The sequence below is a fragment of the Streptomyces sp. R28 genome, assembly GCF_041052385.1.
Taxonomy (GTDB): domain Bacteria; phylum Actinomycetota; class Actinomycetes; order Streptomycetales; family Streptomycetaceae; genus Streptomyces.
Genome location: NZ_CP163439.1, coordinates 5,347,991 through 5,369,996 on the forward strand (window position 1 = coordinate 5,347,991; position 22,006 = coordinate 5,369,996).

Annotated in this window: 17 protein-coding genes; 10 read left to right on the top strand and 7 right to left on the bottom strand. The window is 67.6% G+C overall.

The features are described from left to right. The first annotated feature begins 453 nt into the window (after positions 1–453). Positions 454–1,791, top strand: a complete 1,338-nt coding sequence (locus AB5J49_RS23770) for an MATE family efflux transporter (RefSeq protein WP_369170629.1) — start codon at positions 454–456, stop codon at positions 1,789–1,791. A 122-nt stretch (positions 1,792–1,913) separates the two neighbouring features. On the opposite strand, the gene rplI is transcribed toward AB5J49_RS23770, so the two are convergent. From rplI to rpsF, 4 genes are all read right to left on the bottom strand, one after another. After that, positions 1,914–2,360, bottom strand: a complete 447-nt coding sequence (gene rplI, locus AB5J49_RS23775; protein WP_369170630.1) for a 50S ribosomal protein L9 — start codon at positions 2,358–2,360, stop codon at positions 1,914–1,916. Positions 2,361–2,378: 18 nt separating this feature from the next. After that, the gene (gene rpsR / locus AB5J49_RS23780) at positions 2,379–2,615 is read right to left on the bottom strand and encodes a 30S ribosomal protein S18 (RefSeq protein ID WP_003949403.1); all 237 of its coding nucleotides are present in this window, start codon (positions 2,613–2,615) and stop codon (positions 2,379–2,381) included. Between the two features lie 57 nt (positions 2,616–2,672). After that, positions 2,673–3,269: a single-stranded DNA-binding protein gene (locus AB5J49_RS23785; RefSeq protein ID WP_369170631.1), complete on the bottom strand. Its 597-nt coding sequence runs from the start codon at positions 3,267–3,269 to the stop codon at positions 2,673–2,675. Positions 3,270–3,346: 77 nt separating this feature from the next. Continuing rightward, positions 3,347–3,637 (bottom strand): 30S ribosomal protein S6, encoded by a 291-nt coding sequence (rpsF, locus tag AB5J49_RS23790; protein WP_005482942.1) that lies wholly within the window; start codon positions 3,635–3,637, stop codon positions 3,347–3,349. Between the two features lie 264 nt (positions 3,638–3,901). Here rpsF and AB5J49_RS23795 point away from each other — a divergent pair, with 264 nt between their 5' ends. From AB5J49_RS23795 to AB5J49_RS23805, 3 genes are all read left to right on the top strand, one after another. Continuing rightward, a complete protein-coding gene (locus tag AB5J49_RS23795) occupies positions 3,902–4,213 on the top strand; it encodes a hypothetical protein (RefSeq protein ID WP_369170632.1) in 312 nt (103 codons plus the stop codon). A 218-nt stretch (positions 4,214–4,431) separates the two neighbouring features. Then, positions 4,432–5,550, top strand: coding sequence for a peptidoglycan bridge formation glycyltransferase FemX (gene femX / locus AB5J49_RS23800; RefSeq protein ID WP_369170633.1), 1,119 nt, complete (start codon positions 4,432–4,434; stop codon positions 5,548–5,550). Between the two features lie 98 nt (positions 5,551–5,648). Next, positions 5,649–6,680 (top strand): alanine racemase, encoded by a 1,032-nt coding sequence (locus tag AB5J49_RS23805; protein ID WP_369170634.1) that lies wholly within the window; start codon positions 5,649–5,651, stop codon positions 6,678–6,680. Positions 6,681–6,794: 114 nt separating this feature from the next. Here the strand turns inward: AB5J49_RS23805 and AB5J49_RS23810 are convergent, their stop codons facing one another. Together AB5J49_RS23810 and AB5J49_RS23815 are read right to left on the bottom strand one after the other, a co-directional pair. Next, positions 6,795–8,294, bottom strand: coding sequence for a glycosyltransferase family 87 protein (locus AB5J49_RS23810; RefSeq protein WP_369170635.1), 1,500 nt, complete (start codon positions 8,292–8,294; stop codon positions 6,795–6,797). 230 nt (positions 8,295–8,524) lie between these two features. After that, entirely contained in the window at positions 8,525–10,789 is a 2,265-nt protein-coding gene (locus tag AB5J49_RS23815; protein ID WP_369170636.1) for a transglycosylase domain-containing protein, read from the bottom strand. Between the two features lie 718 nt (positions 10,790–11,507). Here AB5J49_RS23815 and AB5J49_RS23820 point away from each other — a divergent pair. The 4 genes from AB5J49_RS23820 (at position 11,508) to AB5J49_RS23835 (ending at position 15,343) form a co-directional block, all read left to right on the top strand. Further along, entirely contained in the window at positions 11,508–12,191 is a 684-nt protein-coding gene (locus AB5J49_RS23820; RefSeq protein WP_369170637.1) for a helix-turn-helix transcriptional regulator, read from the top strand. Between the two features lie 44 nt (positions 12,192–12,235). Continuing rightward, positions 12,236–13,318: an inositol-3-phosphate synthase gene (locus AB5J49_RS23825; protein ID WP_369170638.1), complete on the top strand. Its 1,083-nt coding sequence runs from the start codon at positions 12,236–12,238 to the stop codon at positions 13,316–13,318. A gap of 97 nt (positions 13,319–13,415) precedes the next feature. Beyond that, a complete protein-coding gene (locus AB5J49_RS23830) occupies positions 13,416–14,693 on the top strand; it encodes an MFS transporter (RefSeq protein ID WP_369170639.1) in 1,278 nt (425 codons plus the stop codon). A gap of 110 nt (positions 14,694–14,803) precedes the next feature. Continuing rightward, positions 14,804–15,343 carry a hypothetical protein gene (locus AB5J49_RS23835; RefSeq protein ID WP_369170640.1) on the top strand — a complete coding sequence of 180 codons (540 nt, stop codon included), beginning with the start codon at positions 14,804–14,806 and terminating at the stop codon, positions 15,341–15,343. Positions 15,344–15,440: 97 nt separating this feature from the next. Here the strand turns inward: AB5J49_RS23835 and AB5J49_RS23840 are convergent, their stop codons facing one another. Beyond that, positions 15,441–16,883, bottom strand: coding sequence for a CCA tRNA nucleotidyltransferase (locus AB5J49_RS23840; RefSeq protein ID WP_369170641.1), 1,443 nt, complete (start codon positions 16,881–16,883; stop codon positions 15,441–15,443). A 268-nt stretch (positions 16,884–17,151) separates the two neighbouring features. Between AB5J49_RS23840 and AB5J49_RS23845 the strand changes: the two genes are divergently transcribed. Further along, positions 17,152–19,560: a DUF6049 family protein gene (locus tag AB5J49_RS23845; RefSeq protein ID WP_369170642.1), complete on the top strand. Its 2,409-nt coding sequence runs from the start codon at positions 17,152–17,154 to the stop codon at positions 19,558–19,560. Between the two features lie 45 nt (positions 19,561–19,605). After that, a complete protein-coding gene (murJ, locus tag AB5J49_RS23850; protein WP_369170643.1) occupies positions 19,606–21,873 on the top strand; it encodes a murein biosynthesis integral membrane protein MurJ in 2,268 nt (755 codons plus the stop codon). Positions 21,874–22,006 lie beyond the last annotated feature (133 nt).

A 22,006-nucleotide genomic window follows, 5' to 3' on the forward strand; every position in this document is an offset into this window, starting at 1 on the left:
CCTCCTCCCGTCCGCCGAGCGGACCTCGCCGTGCCACTCAGTTCTACGGCACGCCACTGACAAATAAGAGGCCCAACTCCGGTTCTGGGTCGCCGGTTTTGTGAGGGTTTTCACGGTCGGCGGACGGAGTGGGCGCCGGACCACGGTAGGCCCGCGGGCACCGTCAGCCAATCTGGTTATCCACAGGCCATGTGGACGACGGCCCGGATGCTGTGGAGAACTCCGCAAAACCTGTGCACGACACGGTGGACAGCCCTGTGAACAAGCCCTCCAAGAATTCCTGACACTATTCCTGACCTGCACATTTACCGTCCACCGGCTGTGCAGAAGAAAAACTTTCCCAGTCGGACCAAGATCGCTTCGAACGGTACACAGAAGCACACACCACGAGACAGGAGGTAAGGGTCACAAGCTCATTGCATCTCTTACCTGTGGACGATTAGATTGGTGGCCATGACACAGGCTCCCGCGACTCCTGCGGCCACACGGCGACAGCACGACCGAGAGATCGTCGCACTCGCCGTCCCGGCCTTCGGCGCACTCGTCGCCGAGCCCCTCTTCGTCATGGCCGACAGCGCGATCGTCGGCCATCTCGGCACCGCACAGCTCGCCGGACTCGGGGTCGCCTCGGCTCTTCTCATGACAGGCGTCAGCGTCTTCGTCTTCCTCGCCTACGCCACCACGGCGGCCGTTGCCCGACGCGTCGGCGCGGGCGACCTGCAGGCCGCCATCCGCCAGGGCATGGACGGCATCTGGCTGGCCCTCCTCCTCGGCGCCGCCGTCATTGCAATCGTCCTGCCGGCCGCACCGTATCTCGTACAGCTCTTCGGCGCCTCGGACACCGCAGCCCCCTACGCCACCACCTATCTACGGATCTCGGCACTCGGCATACCGGCCATGCTCGTCGTACTCGCCGCCACGGGTGTTCTACGCGGACTACAGGACACCAAGACGCCGCTCTACGTCGCCATCGCGGGCTTCGTCGCCAACGCCGCCCTCAACGTGGGCCTGGTCTACGGCGCCGACCTCGGCATCGCTGGCTCCGCCTGGGGCACCGTCATCGCCCAGTGCAGCATGGCCGCGGCCTATCTCATCGTCGTCGTCCGCGGCGCCCGCAAGCACGAAGCCTCCCTGCGCCCCGACAGAGCCGGGATCAGGGCCTCCGCACAGGCCGGAGTGCCCCTGCTGGTCCGCACCCTCTCGCTGCGGGCGATTCTGATGATCGCCACAGCCGTCGCGGCCCGCCTCGGGAACGCCGACATCGCGGCGCACCAGATCATCCTGTCGCTGTGGAGCCTGCTTGCTTTCGCGCTGGACGCCATAGCCATCGCCGGGCAGGCCATCATCGGTCGGTATCTCGGCGCCGGCGACGCCGAGGGCGCCCGGGCCGCCTGCCGCCGCATGGTGGAGTGGGGCATCGCAGCCGGCGTCGTACTCGGCCTGCTCGTGGTGATCGCCCGACCGTTCTTCCTGCCGCTGTTCACCAGTGACGTGGCCGTCAAGGAAACGGCGCTGCCCGCCCTGCTCATGGTGGCGCTCTCCCAGCCGATCTGCGGCGTCGTCTTCATCCTGGACGGCGTCCTGATGGGGGCAGGCGACGGCCCCTATCTCGCCTGGGCCATGGTGCTCACCCTGGCGGTGTTCACCCCGGTGGCGCTGCTCGTCCCCACGTTCGGCGGAGGCCTCACCGCAGTCTGGGCAGCCATGACGCTGATGATGACGGTGCGCATGCTGACGCTGTGGGCGCGCACCCGCTCGGGTCGCTGGATCGTCACCGGCGCGACGCGCTGAATGTTTCACGTGAAACACGCTGTTTCACGTGAAACGGACCAGGTCCACTCTCTGCACAACGAAGGGGCCGTACCCCACCGGGTACGGCCCCTTCATTCAGCTGTTCAAGCCGAGCGCAGCGATCAGGCCGCGACGACCTCGATGTTGACCTTGGCGGCAACCTCGGGGTGCAGACGCACGGACGTCTCGTGGGCGCCCAGGGTCTTGATCGGCGCACCGAGCTCGATGCGGCGCTTGTCGACCTCGGGGCCACCGGCAGCCTTGATCGCCGAGGCGACGTCGGCCGGGGTGACAGAACCGAAGAGACGACCGGCGTCGCCGGAGCGGACGGCCAGGCGGACCTTGACGGCCTCGAGCTGGCCCTTGATCTGGTTGGCCTGCTCGATGGTCTGGATCTCGTGGATCTTGCGAGCACGACGGATCTGCTCGACGTCCTTCTCGCCACCCTTGGTCCAGCGGATAGCGAACTTCCGCGGGATCAGGTAGTTGCGAGCGTAACCGTCCTTGACGTCAACGACGTCGCCCGCGGCACCGAGGCCGGAGACCTCGTGGGTGAGGATGATCTTCATGTTTCGGTCACCCTTCCCTTATCGCGCGGTGGAGGTGTAGGGCAGCAGCGCCATCTCACGGCTGTTCTTCACGGCCGTGGCGACGTCACGCTGGTGCTGCGTGCAGTTGCCGGTCACGCGGCGGGCACGGATCTTGCCGCGGTCGGAAATGAACTTCCGCAGCATGTTCGTGTCCTTGTAGTCCACGTACGTGACCTTGTCCTTGCAGAAAGCGCAGACCTTCTTCTTCGGCTTGCGCACAGGCGGCTTCGCCATGGTGATTCTCCTGTGTGATCAAGAAGTTTGGGTACGACCCGCCCCTCGGCCCAAGGCCTAGAAGGGGGGCTCGTCCGAGTAGCCGCCGCCACCGCCGCCGCCGCCGGAGTTTCCACCCCAGCCGCCGCCACCGCCGCCGCCCTGCTGGCCACCGGCGGGAGCGCCGGTCGCCCACGGGTCCTCAGCGGGAGCGCCGCCGCCCTGCTGACCGCCGCCGGAGCCACCGCCCCAGCCGCCGCCACCCTGGGCGCCACCGCCACCGCCGCCGTAACCACCCTGGCCACCGCGGCCGGCGGTCTTGGTGACCTTGGCCGTGGCGTTGCGCAGGCTGGCGCCGACTTCCTCGACGTCCAGCTCGTAGACCGTGCGCTTGACGCCCTCACGGTCCTCGTAGGACCGCTGCTTCAGCCGGCCCTGCACGATGACGCGCATGCCTCGCTGGAGCGACTCCGCGACGTTCTCCGCCGCCTGACGCCAGACCGAGCAGGTGAGGAAGAGGCTCTCGCCGTCCTTCCACTCGTTCGTCTGGCGGTCGAAGGTACGGGGAGTGGACGCGACACGGAACTTCGCGACCGCCGCACCGGAGGGGGTGAAGCGCAGCTCGGGGTCATCGACAAGATTGCCGACGACCGTGATGACGGTCTCGCCTGCCATGGGGGAACCTCTCGGCGGGTTTGCTGCTGGCTGCTTGTGCTGCTACTCGAATCCCGAGATCAGCTGAGCGGGAGAGCTCAGTGGGTCTCGGGGCGGAGGACCTTGGTCCGGAGGACCGACTCGTTCAGGTTCATCTGGCGGTCGAGCTCCTTCACGACCGCAGGCTCGGCCTGCAGGTCGATGACCGAGTAGATGCCCTCAGGCTTCTTCTTGATCTCGTACGAGAGACGACGACGGCCCCAGGTGTCGACCTTCTCGACCTTGCCGTTGCCCTCACGGACGACGGAGAGGAAGTTCTCGATCAGGGGGGCGACAGCGCGCTCCTCCAGATCGGGGTCGAGGATGACCATCACCTCGTAGTGACGCATGTGGAACCCACCTCCTTTGGACTCAGCGGCCACGGTCGTTCCGTGGCAGGAGGGTTGTGATGCGTACGCAACGGTATCGGCCGCCACTGACAATCGGAGAAGACCTCGCGGTTTCCCCGAGCTGGCCCGGGCAGACACCGGTGCAGACGGTACACAGTACCTGCACACCGGCGTCCGGTTGAAATCCGGGCGCCATCACCGACAATCTGTACACATCGGGTGTGTATGGCGCTACGATGCGCCGCCTTCCGCAGGAGGTGCCCTATGGCACAGGCAATACGACCCAACACCGTCGGAGGCCTTTTCGCCACGGACGGAAAACCCCACCCTCTCCAGGACACCCTGCTCGCGGTGACCCTGGTGCTGGGCATCACGGCTTTCGTCACAGCGATGTTCCACAACCTGCACCTGCTCAGCTCCTGGACCGGTCTGGTGGGGATCCTCACCGGCGCATACGGCCAGTGGATCTCGGAGACGACCCGCGAGCGCTTCGGGCTGATCATCGGCCTCGGCGCCTCGGCGGTCGGCTTCTTCCTCGGCATGGCGCACGGCGGCCTCTTCGGGGGGGTCTTCTGACGCCAGGGCACCGTCCTCCGAAAAACCGGCCACGGAGACTGCCCTCCGAACACCGGTAGAACAGTGAATAGAACGCCACCGAACGCCTCGGCGACCCACAGTGCCGGGGCGAAGCTTCCATACGCCCAGCCGGAGCGCTCCCAAGGCGCAGTAGGCTTCGGCGCGAGAGCCGGAGCCCCTGTACCCATGGGGACACACCAGCCCGAGGAGCGCCCCGAATGAGCCTGACCCTGAGGACGATCAGTCGCGAGCAGCATCTGGCATACATCCAGAGCCTGCCGTCGGCGAGCCACATGCAGGTTCCGGCCTGGGCTGACGTCAAGGCGGAGTGGCGCTCGGAGAGCCTCGGCTGGTTCGACAAGAGCGGCGAACTCGTGGGCGCCGGCCTCGTCCTCTACCGGCAGCTGCCCAAGATCAAGCGCTATCTCGCCTATCTGCCCGAGGGCCCGGTCATCAACTGGTTCGCGCCGAATCTGACCGACTGGCTTGAGCCGATGCTCGCGCATCTGAAGCACCAGGGTGCCTTCTCCGTGAAGATGGGCCCGCCGGTGATCATCCGGCGCTGGGAAGCGGGCTCCATCAAGCAGGGCATCCAGAACCCGGACGTGAAGCGGCTGCGTGACATCGAGGCCGACTTCATCGAGCCGCGCGCCTTCGAGGTCGCCGACAAGCTGCGTCGTATGGGCTGGCAGCAGGGCGAGGACGGTGGCGCCGGCTTCGGCGACGTCCAGCCGCGCTACGTCTACCAGGTGCCGCTGGCGAACCGCTCCCTGGAAGAGGTCCACAAGAACTTCAACCAGCTGTGGCGACGCAACATCAAGAAGGCCGAGAAGGCCGGTGTCGAGGTTGTCCAGGGTGGCTACCAGGACCTCGAGGAATGGCAGCGGCTGTACGAGATCACGGCCGTGCGCGACCACTTCCGGCCGCGTCCGCTGTCGTACTTCCAGCGCATGTGGACGGCCCTCAACACCGAGGACCCCAACCGCATGCGGCTGTACTTCGCCCGCCACAACGGCGTGAACCTGTCGGCGGCGACGATGCTGATCGTCGGCGGGCACGTCTGGTACTCCTACGGCGCATCCGACAACATCGGCCGTGAGGTCCGGCCCTCGAACGCGATGCAGTGGCGGATGCTGCGCGACGCCTACGCGCTCGGCGCGACCGTCTACGACCTGCGCGGCATCTCCGACTCGCTGGACGAGACCGACCACCTCTTCGGCTTGATCCAGTTCAAGGTGGGCACGGGCGGGCAGGCCGCCGAGTACCTCGGGGAGTGGGACTTCCCGCTGAACAAATTGCTCCACAAGGCTCTCGACATCTACATGTCGCGTCGCTGACCTCGCGTTCTCTGCTTCGATACCGTCAACAGCTGCACCGGCGATAGCTTCCATACCTCTGATACACCGCAGCCACGAGAAAGGTTCCAGGTCCGGCCATGGCGCTCACGCTCTACGTCGACACCGCGCGCTGGCGGGCGCACCACAAGCACGTGCAGGAGCAGTTCCCGGGCCTCGTCCCGGTCTGCAAGGGCAACGGCTACGGGTTCGGGCACGAGCGGCTGGCGGAGGAGGCCACGCGTCTGGGCTCCGATGTCCTCGCAGTCGGCACGACATACGAGGCCGCGCGTATCAAGGACTGGTTCGGCGGTGATCTGCTGGTGCTGACGCCGTACCGGCGCGGCGAGGAGCCGGTGCCGCTGCCCGACCGCGTCATCCGCTCGGTGTCTTCGGTGGACGGCGTGTACGGCCTCGTCGGTGCCCGCGTCGTCATCGAGGTGATGTCCTCGATGAAGCGGCACGGCGTGAGCGAGCGCGAGCTGCCGCAGTTGCACGCCGCCATAGAGAACGTCCGGTTGGAGGGCTTCGCCATCCACCTGCCCTTGGACCGCACCGACGGCTCGGACGCCGTCGAGGAGGTCATCGGCTGGATGGACCGCCTGCGTGCCGCCCGGCTGCCGCTGCACACGATGTTCGTCAGCCATCTCAAGGCCGAGGAACTCGCCCGCCTGCAGCAGCAGTTCCCGCAGACCCGCTTCCGCGCCCGCATCGGCACCCGGCTGTGGCTGGGGGACCACGAGGCCACCGAGTACCGCGGCGCGGTCCTGGACGTCACGAGCGTCTCCAAGGGCGACCGCTTCGGTTACCGGCAGCAGAAGGCGGCCTCCGACGGCTTCCTGGTGGTCGTAGCCGGTGGTACGTCGCACGGGGTCGGTCTGGAGGCCCCCAAGGCCCTGCACGGCGTCATGCCGCGCGCCAAGGGCGTCGCCCGGGCCGGCCTCGCCACGGTCAACCGGAACCTTTCTCCCTTCGTATGGGGCGGCAAGCAGCGCTGGTTCGCGGAGCCGCCGCACATGCAGGTCTCGATCCTGTTCGTCCCCTCGGATGCTCCCGAGCCGAAGGTCGGCGACGAGTTGGTCGCCCATCTGCGGCACACCACCACGCAGTTCGACCGGCTCGTCGACCGCTGAACGAACGCCGCGGCGACTGAACAACCGCCGCTCGGCAACGCCGTAACGAGGAAAGGCCGTACACGGAAGAGTCCGTGTACGGCCTTTTGCGTGCCCTACCTACACGCTGTTCGCTCAGAGCGAACTTCCGGTTGTCTCTTGCTTGCCCCACTCCACTTGCGGCCCGTCGAAGTGGGCCGCGTGCCGCGGCGGATGGGCCGCGGGGCCGAGCACGAAGACGTCGTCCGCACGGTCGAGCACGCCGCCCGAGGGATCGTCGTCGCCACCCCGACGCACGGGGTCCCGCTCCGGCATGAGGATGTCCCGCACGATGACGGCGCACAGGTACAGCGTCCCCAGCAGATGCACGCCGATGGCCCAGTGGTAGCCGTCGGGCGGCAGACCTTTATGGGCATCCCCACTGGTCGTGTACGCGAGGTACATCCAGATCCCGAGGAAGTACGCCACTTCGCACGCCTGCCAGATGAGGAAGTCCCGCCACTTCGGCCGGGCCAGCACTGCCAGGGGCACCAGCCACAGCACGTACTGCGGCGAGTAGACCTTGTTGGTGAGGATGAACGCCGCGACGATCAGGAAGGCCAGCTGCGCGAAGCGCGGACGCCGCGGCGCGGTGAGCGTGAGCGCGGCGATGCCGGCACAGCACAGCAGCATCAGCAGGGTGGCGAGCGTGTTGACGGTTTCCGTGCTCAGCGGGTCGGTGGAGTTCTGGGCCATGATCAGCCAGAAGGAGCCGAAGTCGACGCCTCGATCCTGGCTGAACCGGTAGAACTGCGACCACCCGTCCCATGCGAGGAGCATCACCGGAAGGTTCACGACCAGCCAGGCGACGACCGTGCCGCCCAGCGCCTTCCCGAAGTCCCGCCACTTGCCCGCACGCCAGCACAGGACGAGCAAGGGACCGAGCAGGAAGACGGGATAGAGCTTGGCGGCCGTGGCGAGTCCCAGCAGGATGCCGAAGGCGAGGGAGCGGCCGCGTGACCACATCAACATCGCGGCGGCCGTCAGGGCGACGGCCAGCAGGTCCCAGTTAATGGTCGCGGTCAGCGCGAAGGCGGGCGCGAGGGCGACCAGCAGGCCGTCCCAGGGGCGCCGGGCCTGGGTGCGGGTCACGCAAACAGCGATGACGGCCGCGCACACCATCAGCATCCCGGCGTTGACCATCCAGTACCACTGCTCCTGGTCCTGGATGCTGCCGCTGCCCGACGTGAGCCAGGAGGCGACCTCCATGAACACACCGGTCAGCACGGGGTATTCGAGGTACTCCATGTCGCCGGGGAGCTTGTCGAAGTACGGCACCAGCCCGTCGGCGAAGCCGCGCCCCTGGTACAGGTGCGGGATGTCCGAGTAACAGGCATGCGTGTACTGCGAACTCGCGCCGAAGAACCATGCGCCGTTGTAGCAGGGTGCCTTCTGGATCAGGCCGAGGGCGAACATGCCGATCGCCACGAGCGCGACGATCCGCACGGGAGTCCACCAGGACGTCCCGAGCAGGGCGCGCCGTCCGATGGGGCCACCGATCAGCTCACTCCCGCTCGCGGCGACCTCGTCCGCCTTGGTCGGCCGCACCGAGTCCGGCTCGTGCACGCTCGTGGGCGTCGTCTCTGCACTGGGCATGGGGCACATCCTGCCGTACCTGTCTGAGAACGGTGCGAGGACGACCTGGGTGCGACGGCTGAGTGTTTCACGTGAAACCGACGTTTCACGTGAAACAGGCCGCGCCCGCTTCCCCGTCCAGGGGGGGCGAGAAGGGGGCTGAACAGCCGTACAAGCGGCAAAGGCCGGTGGCCGACACCCCGCTTCGTGGGTGCCGGCCACCGGCCTTCTCTCGTCAGGTGAGACGTCGGTCAGCCTGATGGCCCGCCGAAGATGCCTCCGTTGCCGTTGGCATTGCCTCCGGAGTTGTCCGTCTCCGTCACCGTGGGCGTAGGCGACGAGGTCACGCCCCCGTCCGCGCCACCGTTCTGCCCACCGTTGGCGGTGTCGCACTGCCAGCTGAAGTCGCCACAGGTGGTCGTCGTCGACGGCGACGGCGACGGCAGCGACTCGGACGGCGACGGCGAGGGGCTCGGGCTCTCCTCAACAGTCTCGGTGGGCGTCGGCACCACGGTCGGCGTCGGCGTGTCGTTGATGACCTCGCCCATGGGTACGGCCTCCGGGAAGGGCTCCGGGATGCCGTAACTCTTCATCGCCTCGACCATGTAGTCCTTCCAGACCTGAGCCGGGATGTCACCACCGTGGATGGACGGCACGCCACCGGTGCCGTTCATGGACAGCAGCTTGCCCTTGCCGGGGTCCGTCCGGAACAGGGTCACGGCCGTGGACAGCTCCCTGGTGTACCCGACGAACCACGCCGACTTGTTCTGGTCGGTCGTACCCGTCTTGCCGGCCACCGGGAACCCGATGTCCGCGACCTTCTTACCGGTGCCGTTCTGGACCACGTTCTCCAGGACATCCGTCACGTTGTTCGCGATGTTGGCGTCCATGGCGGTCTGCTTCTTCGGGGGCTCGAACCCCTTGAGCTCTTCGCCGTCCTTGAGCACCTTGGTGACGGAGTACGGCTCGTAGTGCGCACCCTCGTTGGCGAAGCTCCCGTACGCGTCGGCCATGCGGATGGCGCTGGGGGTCGACGTACCGAGCGAGAAGGACACGTTCCTGATGTTGGCCTTGTCGAAGAAGCCCGACGAAATGCCCATGTCGTTCGCGAGCTTCTGAGTGTTGGACAGGCCCACATCGATGCCAAGCTGCGCGAACGGACTGTTGATGGACTGCTCCATCGCCTTCTTGAGCGTGACCATGCCCCAGGCTTTGACGCCCTCGTTCTTTTGCCGGAACGGCTTTCCGTTGTTCCCCATGATCGGATCGCCGTTCTGATCCTTGATCTCGAGAAGGTCGTTGCCGTTGTACTTGGCCAACGGCGACAGCGGCTCGCCGGCGGTCTGGTACGTCCCGTACTTCATCGCGGCGGCAAGCACGATGGGCTTCCAGGTCGATCCGACCGGCACACCCAGCGTGTTGGCGTTGTTGGAGTAGTGGCCCTTGTCGTAGCCCTCACCGCCGTACAGCGCGACGATCGCTCCGCTCTTGGGATCGACCGACGCACCACCGAACTGGACGTACTTGTCCTTCTCGCGCTTCTTGGTGTCGAGGAAGCTCTTCCGCGTCTTCTCGACGGCCGCCGCCAGCTCGTTGACCTTCTTCTTGTCGAAGGTCGTGTAGATGCGGTAGCCGCCCTTCTCCAGGTCCTCGGGGGACAGACCCGCCTTCTTGGCGACGTACTCCTTCGCGATGTCGATGAGATAACCGCTCTGCCCGGACAGGTTCGAGTTCTGCTTCTTGAAGTCGGGGAAGCTGCCGACCTTGGCCCGGTCCGCCGCCGACATACGGTTTACCTCGACCATCCGGTCCAGGATCCACGACCAGCGTTCCTTGGCCCGCTCGGTGTTGGCCGCCGCCGTGGCACCCGCTCCCACACCGCCGTCGGGGTTGTAGAAGTTCGGGCCCTTCAGTACGGCCGCGAGGAAGGCGCACTGCGAGGTGGTGAGCTTCTTGGCGTCCACGCCGAAGTACGCCTGGGCCGCCGCTTGGATGCCGTAGGCATTACGCCCGTAGTAGGCGGTATTGAGGTAGCCGGCGAGGATGTCGTCCTTCTTCATCTGTTGGCCCACCTTGATGGAGATGAAGAGCTCCTTGAACTTACGGGAGACCGTCTGTTCCTGGCTCAGGTAGGTGTTCTTCACGAACTGCTGGGTGATGGTCGAACCACCCTGCGTCTCGCCGCCCTTCGCCATGTTGAGGAGGGCCCGCCCGATACCCGCCGGGTCGATGCCGTTGTCCTCGTAGAAGGACGCGTTCTCGGCGGAGACCACCGCGTCCTTCATGTCCTTCGGAATCTCCGCGTTGCTCACGAGCTGGCGGTTGGTCTGACCGCCGGTCGACGCCATCTGCTTGTCGTTGGACCAGTAGAAGACGTTGTTCTGGGCCAGGGCCGTGTCTTGTTGCTTCGGGATGCCCACCATGGCGTACCCGATGCCCGCCGCAGCGACCAGACCGCCCATGAAGGCCAGGAACGTCCCCGTGACGAGCCGCCACGACGGCACCCAGCGCGCCATGCCGTACTTGCCCGCGCGCGGATAGTCGACGAACCGCTTCTTGCCCGGCGGTGCCGCGCGCCCTCTGCCGCGCCCAGGACCGTTCGGCCCGCCGGGAGCGGCACGGCGGCCACCCCGGCCAGGCTCGGCCCCTCTACGGCGGCCACCTCCACTTCTCTGGGCTGCGCGTCGTGCCTCGGCGCGACCGCCGTAGGCACGTTCCTCGCCTTCCGAACCGCTGAAACCCGACCCGTACGAGTCGGAAGGAGATCCGGTGGCGCCTCGCGGTGCCGCTCGGCGGCCGGGAGACGAGCCGGGCTGGCCGCGGCGGGCCGCGGCACGTCCGCCTCCCTGCGGCTGCGGCGGTTTGCGACGGTGCTCGCTCATCGAACGACTACTCCTCGGGCAGGCGCACCCCTGGGCGCCTGACAACGGCGGCTGATTTCCGGTCCCCCCGAAGTACGGATGCGGTCGGTTCCGCATTCACCCGTACTGCACCAAGGACGACGACGCCCTCAGGTGTCACTCGGTTCCCGGTGGTGTGCATGGCGCACAGACTACGCACCGTCAAAGCCCCCCTAGCCCCGAACTTCACCCCAAATCAGGCAACTCGCTCCACATGAATCGTTGATGTGATCCCGTTCACCGTTCCCCCACTTGTCGCATCCGGAAGGCCGTTCTATCGTCGTGATGTATCGAGTCGATACATCAGCGCGAGATATGCCGAGGAGGCGAGGGGATGAGCCGACGTTCCGGGATCCTCGAGTTCGCCGTACTCGGACTGCTCCGCGAATCCCCGATGCACGGCTATGAGCTGCGCAAACGACTCAATACGTCACTGGGCGTGTTCCGTGCGTTCAGCTACGGCACGCTCTATCCCTGCCTCAAGACGCTGGTCGCCAACGGCTGGTTGATCGAGGAACCGGGGAACACCCCCGAGGACGCCCTCACCGCACCACTCACAGGGCGTCGCGCCAAGATCGTCTACCGGTTGACGGCGGAAGGTAAGGAGTACTTCGAGGAACTGCTCTCGCAGACCGGCCCTGACGCGTACGAGGACGAGCACTTCGCTGCCCGATTTGCCTTCTTCGGACGCACCCCACAGGACGTGCGCATGCGCGTGCTGGAGGGCCGCCGCAGCCGGCTGGAGGAGCGCCTGGAGAAGATGCGCGCCTCCCTGGCACGCACCCGGGAGCGCCTCGACGACTACACGCTTGAGCTCCAGCGCCACGGGATGGAGTCCGTGGAGCGCGAAGTGCGCTGGCTGAACGAGCTCATCGAGAGCGAGCGGGCCGGGCGGGACCTCAAGGGTTTCGCCTCCGGGGGGCCCGCTCCACAGGACACCACATCTGGAGAGCCGGGCGATCTGCCCCGTTCCGGGGGTACCCCCGGAACGGATTCGCCCGGCGACACCGCCACGTGAGAGCCCAGTCAGGGCCTCACTCGTACACACAGGGAGCAACCGGAATGGGTTCGGTTCGCGTAGCCGTCGTCGGCGTCGGCAACTGCGCCGCGTCGCTGGTTCAGGGAGTCGAGTACTACAAGGACGCCGACCCGGCGTCCAAGGTCCCCGGCCTGATGCATGTGCAGTTCGGCGACTACCACGTGCGTGACGTCGAGTTCGTCGCCGCCTTCGATGTCGACGCGAAGAAGGTCGGCCTCGACCTCGCGGACGCCATCGGTGCCAGCGAGAACAACACCATCAAGATCTGCGACGTGCCCCGCTCCGGCGTGACCGTCCAGCGCGGCCACACCCTCGACGGCCTCGGTAAGTACTACCGCGAGACCATCGAGGAGTCCGCAGAGGCCCCGGTCGACGTCGTCCAGGTCCTCAAGGACAAGCAGGTCGATGTCCTCGTCTGCTACCTGCCCGTGGGCTCCGAGGACGCGGCGAAGTTCTACGCCCAGTGCGCCATCGACGCCAAGGTCGCCTTCGTCAACGCCCTGCCGGTCTTCATCGCCGGTACGAAGGAGTGGGCGGACAAGTTCACCGCGGCGGGCGTCCCGATCGTCGGCGACGACATCAAGTCCCAGGTCGGCGCCACGATCACACACCGCGTCATGGCGAAGCTGTTCGAGGACCGCGGCGTCGTCCTGGACCGCACGATGCAGCTGAACGTCGGCGGCAACATGGACTTCAAGAACATGCTCGAGCGCGACCGCCTCGAGTCCAAGAAGATCTCCAAGACGCAGGCCGTCACCTCCCAGATCCCCGACCGGGACCTCGGCGAGAAGAACGTCCACATCGGCCCGTCCGACTACGTCGCCTGGCTCGACGACCGCAAGTGGGCCTACGTCCGCCTCGAAGGCCGCGCCTTCGGTGACGTCCCGCTGAACCTGGAGTACAAGCTCGAGGTCTGGGACTCCCCGAACTCGGCCGGCGTCATCATCGACGCCCTGCGCGCCGCGAAGATCGCCAAGGACCGCGGCATCGGCGGCCCGATCCTGTCGGCGTCGAGCTACTTCATGAAGTCCCCGCCGGTCCAGTACTTCGACGACGAGGCCCGCGAGAACGTCGAGAAGTTCATCAAGGGCGAGGTCGAGCGCTAAGCAGACGGCGCCGCACTAGTACGCTCCTGCCAGAGCTGCTGAGGGTCCCCGGGTTGCATCGCCCCGGGGGCCCTCCCCGTATGTGAGGCTGTGCCCCATGTCCGTCGTACGCGACCTGCGGGTCCTGCTGCGCTTCCGGAACTTCCGGCGCCTGCTCGTCGTACGCCTGCTCTCACAGGGCGCCGACGGCGTCTACCAGACCGCGCTCGCCACGTACGTCGTCTTCTCCCCGGAGAAACAGACCTCGGCCGCCGCGATCGCCTCCGCGATGGCGGTACTGCTTCTGCCGTACTCGCTGGTGGGCCCCTTCTCCGGCGTCCTGCTGGACCGCTGGCGCCGCCGCCAGGTTCTTCTGTACGGCAGCCTGTTACGCACCGTACTGGCCTCGGTGACAGCCGTCCTGATCATCACCGAGGTCCCGGACTGGCTCTTCTACGTCTCCGCCCTGTGCGTCACCGCCGTCAACCGCTTCGTCCTGTCCGGCCTGTCCGCCGCGCTGCCACGCGTGGTCGACGACGAGCGTCTCGTGATCGCCAACTCCCTTTCCCCGACCGCCGGAACGCTCGCCGCGAGCGTGGGGGCCGGTCTGGCCTTCGTCGTACGGCTGGCGGCCTGGGACTCCGATGCCGCCGTGGTGCTCCTGGGAGCAGCCCTGTATCTGTGCGCGGGACTTGCGTCACTGCGCATGTCGCGGGAACTTCTGGGTCCTGATCGAGAGTTGGTGCAGCCACGTCTGGCGGCGGCGCTCTCCGGCACCGCGCGCGACCTGGCGGCAGGGGTACGTCATCTCGCCACACCGCCGCGGCGGGAGGCCGTCTGGGCACTGCTCACGATGACCCTGATGCGCTTCTGCTACGGCGCCCTGCTGGTCACGCTGCTGATGCTCTGCCGGTACGCCTTCTCCTCGAACGCCGATGACGGACTCGCCCTGCTGGGGCTGGCGTTGGCGATCTCTGCCGTCGGCTTCTTCGCGGCGGCGGTGACGACCCCCTGGGCTGTGGGACGGCTGGGCTCCGGCCTCTGGATCGCGGTGTGTGCGGGGGCGGCCGCCGTCCTGGTGCCCGCACTCGGACTCCCGTTCGCCGCAACTCCCATGCTGGTGGCGGCATTCGTCCTTGGCCTGACCACGCAGGGGGCCAAGATCGCGACGGACACGATCGTGCAGGCCTCGGTCGAGGACGGCTTCCGCGGCCGGATCTTCTCCGTCTACGACGTGCTGTTCAACGTCGCGTTCGTCGGTGCCGCCGGCGTCGCCGCCCTGATACTGCCGCCGGACGGCCGCTCGACACTGCTCGTTGTCGCAGTCGCCGTCATCTACGCGGCAGTTGCTGGGGCTATGGCCCGCTTTGAACACCGGCCTGTGTCACATCAATGACACAGAGCCACTCCCAGTTACTTGGATGTCAGTGGGGACCGATAACTTACGTGCGTCTTATTTCCGCGCTTAGTTCGCGCCACGCACGAAAGTTCTAGGGGGACCCCCAAGTGACAACTCCGCCGCCCCAGGGCAACCCGTTCGCCCAGGGCCAGAACCCGTACGCCCAGGGGCAGCAGCCCTACGGTCAGCCTCAGGGCCAGGCACCGTACCCGCCCCAGGGCGGCTACCCGCAGCAGCCGGGCCAGCCCGGGTTCCCTCAGCAGGGGGCGGCGCCTTACGCACCGGTTCCGCCACAGCCGCGCCGCAAGCTCAGCTTCAAGACGATCAAGAACATCGTCATCGTCCTGGCGGCTATAACCGTGGCCATCGGCGGCTACATTGCCAGCCGGGATGACGCGGAGACGGCGGCGGTCGGGGACTGCATGCACCGCGGCAGCACCAGTTCCACCCGCCCGGACCTTGAGGTCGTCGACTGCAGCTCTTCGGAGGCTCAGTACGTGGTGCTGGCCAAGATCGAGGGGTCGTACACCACCGAGGTCGCGGCCAGCAGCAAGTGCGAAAGCGAGGCCAAGGACTTCGAGTACACGTACACGCAGAGCAACAAGAGCAGCGAATTCCTGCTCTGCCTGAAGGAGTACAAGAAGTAGGGCCGACGCCAAGAGGGACGGTGTTTCACGTGAAACACCGTCCCTCCGGCATCCTCGGGGTGATGTTTCACGTGAAACATCACCCCGTTTCACAGCTTCAGCCTTGCTCGGCCCACCACTCCTTGAGCGCCGCAACCGCCTCGTCGTGCACCATCGGCCCGTGCTCCAGCCGCAACTCCAGCATGTGCTTGTACGCGCGACCAATGGCCGGCCCGGGCCCGACGCCGAGGATCTCCATGATCTGGTTGCCGTCGAGGTCGGGTCGGATGGCGTCCAGTTCCTCCTGCTCCTGGAGTTGAGCGATCCGCTCCTCCAGGCCGTCGTAGGCACGGGACAGCGCGGCGGCCTTGCGCTTGTTCCGCGTGGTGCAGTCGGAACGGGTCAGCTTGTGGAGGCGGTCCAGGAGCGGACCGGCGTCACGGACGTAGCGGCGGACGGCGGAGTCCGTCCACTCTCCGGTGCCGTATCCGTGGAAGCGCAGGTGGAGTTCGACCAGACGTGAGACGTCCTTCACCAGCTCGTTGGAGTACTTGAGCACCGTCATGCGCTTCTTCGTCATCTTCGCGCCGACCACCTCATGGTGGTGGAACGAGACCCGGCCGTCCTTCTCGAAGCGACGCGTGCGCGGCTTGCCGATGTCGTGCAGCAGGGCGGCCAGCCGAAGAGTCAGGTCGGCACCGCTCTCCTCCAGTGCCATCGCCTGCTCCAGGACGATCAGCGTGTGCTCGTAGACGTCCTTGTGCCGATGGTGCTCGTCGCTCTCCAGCCGCAGCGCCGGCAGCTCGGGCAGCACATGATCCGCGAGCCCGGTGTCGACCAGCAGGGTCAGCCCCTTGCGCGGGTGGGCGGAGAGGATCATCTTGTTCAGCTCGTCCCGCACCCGCTCCGCCGAGACGATCTCGATGCGTCCGGCCATCTCCTTCATGGCCGTCACTACCTCGGGAGCCACCTCGAAGTCGAGCTGGGCCGCGAAACGCGCCGCCCGCATCATGCGCAGCGGGTCGTCCGAGAAGGACGCCTCCGGCGTACCCGGGGTCCGCAGCACCCGCGCCGCGAGGTCCTCCAGCCCGCCGTGCGGATCGATGAACTCCTTCTCCGGCAGCGCGACGGCCATCGCGTTCACCGTGAAGTCGCGCCGGACGAGATCCTCCTCGATGGAGTCGCCGTACGACACCTCGGGCTTGCGCGAGGTCCTGTCGTAAGCCTCCGACCGGTAGGTCGTCACCTCGATCTGATAACCGCTCTTCTGCGCCCCGACGGTGCCGAAGGCAATACCGACCTCCCACACGGCGTCGGCCCACGGGCGCACGATCTTCAGTACGTCCTCGGGGCGGGCGTCGGTCGTGAAGTCCAGGTCGTTGCCGAGCCGACCGAGCAGCGCGTCCCGGACCGATCCGCCGACCAGGGCCAGTGAGAACCCGGCCTCCTGGAAACGGCGGGCGAGGTCGTCGGCGACAGGCGCGACCCGCAGCAGTTCGCTCACCGCGCGGTGCTGCACCTGGCTCAGGACATTGGGCTTGTCTTCGTTGGCGTTCGGCACAACAGAAGAGGGTACGTGGCCGGGGCGACCGCGAGCGCCTCCATTAAACGTGCACACCGCGTGCACGGATACCCGCGTCAAAAGGTGCACGAGGACTGCCTTGCGACGTACGGAAACGCTCTTCTTTATTCCTGTACATACGGGACAGTCCGGCGGTGCGGCCCGATCTTGTGGAGCACACCGCGGCACTTCCCCTCAGCGCGCATCGTTACCATGCGTGGACGCACATTCCGACGACCACTGACGACGACGAGGGACGGGCGAGCGCGTGGCCGAGGCGGCAGACTTCCAGGGGATGAGTCCCTCACCTGCCCGCCGGTGGCTGCGGCGCACCGGAGCACTGTTCGCCGGGGCGCCTCTGCTGGCCGGCCTGCTCCAGCTGCCCGCCGCCGTGCCCTCGCAGGCCGCCGGGCAGGACTCCCTGAAGGCCGCCTCCGGCTCGGACACGGTGGCTGTCGCTGTGGACTCGCTCACCCCCTCTGTCCCCGGTGACGGCGACACACTGACCGTGTCCGGCACGGTGACCAACGAGGGCAAGCAGGCCGTCACCGACGCGCAGGTGGACCTGCGCCTGGGGCCCGCCCTGAACACCCGCTCGGACATCGACACGGTCGCCGGGCGCACCGGCTACCAGGAGGGCGTCGACGGGGCTCCGGTGGGCGGGAAGTACGTCAAGGAGTTCCCCAAGCTCACGCCTGGCGTCTCCCAACGCTTCAGCATCTCCGTACCGGTCGACGATCTGGACCTGGGGAGGGACGGGGTCTACCAGTTCGCCGTCTCCCTGTCCGGCGAGACGGCCGCGCGGCCCTGGGATCGGGTGCTCGGTATCCAGCGGACGTTCCTGCCGTGGCAGCCCGACGGGGCTGACACGAAGACGCGGACGACGGTGCTGTGGCCGCTCATCTCCACCGCACACATGACGGCGCAGACGGGGTCGAACGAATCTCAGACGCCGGTGTTCCGCGACGACGACCTCGCCAAGGAGCTCTCCCCCGGTGGCCGTCTGCAGCAGCTCGTGTCGCTGGGCAGGGAGCTCGACGTCACCTGGGTGATCGACCCCGAACTGCTGGCCTCCGTGGACGCGATGACGGACAGCTACCGCGTGCAGGGCGAGGGCGACACGACCACGGCGGGCACCCACCAGGCGGTCGCCAAACGGTGGCTGGCCGAGCTGCAGGAGGCGGTGCAGGACAAGGAGGTCGTCGCCCTGCCCTTCGCCGACCCCGACCTGGCCTCGCTGGCGCACAACGGCACGAACGTCACCGGCTCGCTGAACCACCTCAAGGAAGCCGCCGACGTCGCCGCCGACACGGTCGACTCGATCCTTCACGTGGAGCCGACCACCGACTTCGCCTGGCCTGTGGACGGCGCAGTCGACCCGTCCATCGTCAAGGTCGCCACCTCCGCCGGTGCGGACAAGGTGATCACCCGCAGCGACAGCCTGGTGGAGACGGGCGGCCTGCCCTACACGCCCTCCGCGGCCCGCCCCATCGGCGGCGGCACGACGGCGGTTGTGGCGGACGCACGGATGTCGACGGTGTTCCAGGGAAACCTGACAAGGGCGTCGAGCTCGACGCTCACCGTGCAGAGGTTCCTGGCCCAGAGCCTGGCCCTCAACCTTCAGACGGACAAGCAGCGCAGCATCGTCGTCGCCCCGCAGCGGACGCCGACGGCGAGCCAGGCCCTGTCGATGGCCGAGGCGGTGACGGCGCTCCAGGACGGCACGTGGTCCCAGTCCCAGGAGCTCTCGGCCGCGGCCACGGCCAAGCCCGACTCCGGCGCCACCACGAAGGTGCCGGCGGCGTCCGAGTACCCCTCCTCGCTGCGCAAGCAGGAGCTGCCGCGGTCGGCCTACGAGCAGATCGCGACCACGCAGGACAAGCTCGACAAGTTCAAGGTGATCCTCAGCAAGGAGTCCCGCGTGGTGACGCCCTTCGGGCGGGCCATGAACCGTGAGATGTCCACCTCGTGGCGCGGCCGCTCCGCGCAGGCGGCTGACTATCGCAACGGCGTGGAGGCGTACATCGACTCCCTGGCGGGCCAGGTCACGCTGATCGACAAGTCGGAGACCAAGCTCTCCGGACGCAGCGCCATGATCCCCGTGACGGTGCAGAACAACCTGGTGCAGGGCGTCGAGCACCTGGTGCTCCGGCTCACCTCGAAAAGCCCGAGGCGCCTCGAGATCGGTGGCGAGCGCTTCGACGAACAGCGCGTCGCGGTGTCCGGCGGGCACAGCCAGACGGTGAAGTTCACCACGTCGGCGCAGGCCAACGGCCAGGCCACGGTGGTCGCCCAGCTGTTCACGGAGGACGGCCAGCCGTATGGCGCACCCGTCACGTTCGACGTGAAGGTCACCGAGTTCACGGCCACCGTGATGCTGGTCATCGGCGGCGGCTTCCTCCTGCTGGTCCTCGCCGGATTCCGGATGTACACGCAGCGCAAGCGCGCGGCCGCCCGTGACGCCGAGGAGGACGGCCCCACGGAGACGAGCGAAGCCGACGGCGGCCCGGAGAACCAGGAAGGCCCCGAGGGCCGTCTCAAGCCCGAGAACCTCCTCGAGGAGGAATCCGGCACCGGTACCCGGGCAGACGCCCCGGAGCAGCCGAGTGACCTGACACCGGACACCGCAACGGAAAGCGCCGACCCGTCCGGCACGGGTGAGAGAGTGGACCGTTGAGCGATGTCGTGGCCGGTGGGCCCGGGACGATGAGGTGGGGTAGCCATGAACGCGCCGTACGACGGTGACCGCGGCCAGGCCGCGGGCAGCTCGGGGCACCCCGAGGGCCCGCCGCCCGAGCACGGCCAGGTACCGCCGCAGCACCCCGCGGACATGTACCTCCAGGACGCCTACGACCAGGACCCCTACCGCGCCCAGGACCTCACCGCCCAGGACCCGGTCGCCGAGGCGCTTTACGACCGTGCCGCCCACCCGCCGCCCCCGCCGGGCACGTACCAGCCGCAGCAGCCGCTGTACGGCCAGCCGCCCCAGTCGCCGTACGCCCCCGACCCGCACGTGTGGGCCCAGACCCCGGCGCCCGAGCCGGAGGGCCCGAACCAGTACCTGCCGTACAGCGACGACCCCCGCACGACCCAGTACGTGGGCGTCGACGACCTCGTCACGCACTCCACCAAGGAGAGCCACGAGCACGACGCCTTCGCGCACCTCTTCCGCGACCAGCAGCAGGGCGGGGGGCATCCGCAGTACCAGCCGCCGACGGTCCCGGGACCTTCCCCGGCACCGGCCGCTGGCCCGGCCGCCGGCCCGGCCGCCGGCCCGTACGAGGCTCCTGCGCCGCCTGCCGCGGCCGAGGGGCCCGCGCCATCGCCTGCTCCTGCCCCAGCGGCTGCCGCGAAGAAGAGCGGGCGGGTCGGCGGTCTGCTGAAGTCGAGCGCGGTGATGGCGGCGGGGACGATGGTCTCCCGGCTCACCGGTTTCGTCCGTTCCATGATGATCGTCTCGGCACTGGGGCTCGGCCTTCTCGGTGACTCCTTCCAGGTCGCCTACCAGTTGCCGACGATGATCTACATCCTGACCGTCGGTGGCGGCCTCAACTCCGTCTTCGTGCCCCAGCTCGTGCGTGCCATGAAGGACGACGAAGACGGCGGCGAGGCGTACGCGAACCGTTTGCTCACCCTGGTGATGGTGGCGCTGGCCGCGCTCACCGCACTCGCGATGTACGGCGCGCCGCTCCTGGTCAGCGCACTGTCCACCAAGGTCGCCGGCGACCCCGCCGCCAATGATGTGGCGGTCACCTTCACCCGCTACTTCCTGCCCTCGATCTTCTTCATGGGCGTCCATGTGGTGATGGGGCAGATCCTCAACGCTCGCGGCAAGTTCGGCGCGATGATGTGGACCCCGGTCCTGAACAACATCGTCATCATCGTGACGCTCGGCATGTTCCTCTGGGTGTACGGCACCGCGGAGCACTCCGGCATGGAGGTCACGAACATCCCGCCGGAGGGGCAGCGGCTCCTCGGCATCGGTGTTCTGCTCGGCCTGGTCGTCCAGGCCCTGGCGATGATCCCGTACCTGCGCGAGACCGGGTTCCGGCTGCGGCTGCGCTTCGACTGGAGGGGCCACGGCCTCGGCAAGGCCGCAGTGCTCGCGAAATGGACGATCCTGTTCGTCCTGGCCAACCAGGCGGGCGCGCTCGTGGTCACCCAGCTGTCCACCTCCGCGGGCATCGACTCCGGTGTCGACGGCACCGGTTTCGCCGCCTATGCCAACGCCCAGCTGATCTGGGGTCTGCCGCAGGCCATCATCACCGTCTCGCTGATGGCCGCTCTGCTGCCGCGGCTCTCCCGCTCGGCGGCCGAGGGCGACGGCGGTGCCGTCCGGGACGACATCTCCCAGGGCCTGCGCACGACGGCGGTCGCGATCGTCCCCATCGCCTTCGGGTTCCTGGCCCTGGGCATCCCGATGTGCACCCTGATGTTCGGCTCTTCGGGCACGAGCGAGGCCACGAACATGGGCTTCATGCTGATGGCCTTCGGTCTCGGCCTGATCCCGTACTCCGTGCAGTACGTGGTCCTGCGCGCCTTCTACGCCTACGAGGACACCCGCACCCCCTTCTACAACACGGTCATCGTGGCGGCCGTCAACGCTGCCGCCTCCGCCGTCTGCTACTACGTCATCCCGGCCCGCTGGGCCGTGGTCGGCATGGCCGCCTCGTACGGCCTGGCCTACGCGATCGGTGTCGGCGTCGCCTGGAACCGGCTGCGCAAGAAGCTGGGCGGCGACCTGGACGGCACCCGGGTGATGCGGACGTACGCGAGGCTCTGCATCGCCTCGGTGCCCGCGGCGCTGCTGAGCGGTGCGGCCTGTTACGGGATCGCCCGGGTCCTCGGTCAGGGCGTCCTCGGCTCCTTCGCCGCCCTGCTGGCCGGCGGAGCCGTGCTGCTCGGGATCTTCTTCGTCGCCGCCCGCCGGATGCGGATCGAAGAGCTGAACTCACTGGTCGGCATGGTTCGCGGGCGCCTGGGTCGCTGAAGCTGGGGTATGCGCACAACCATCGTCCGCCACCGTGTGTCGTGCATAGCGGCGGACTGTGGGCACAATTGGTTCGGCGTCGGACGGCGCGCACGCAGTCGTACGGCGCGCAATAGATGGGGAGGCAGGAACG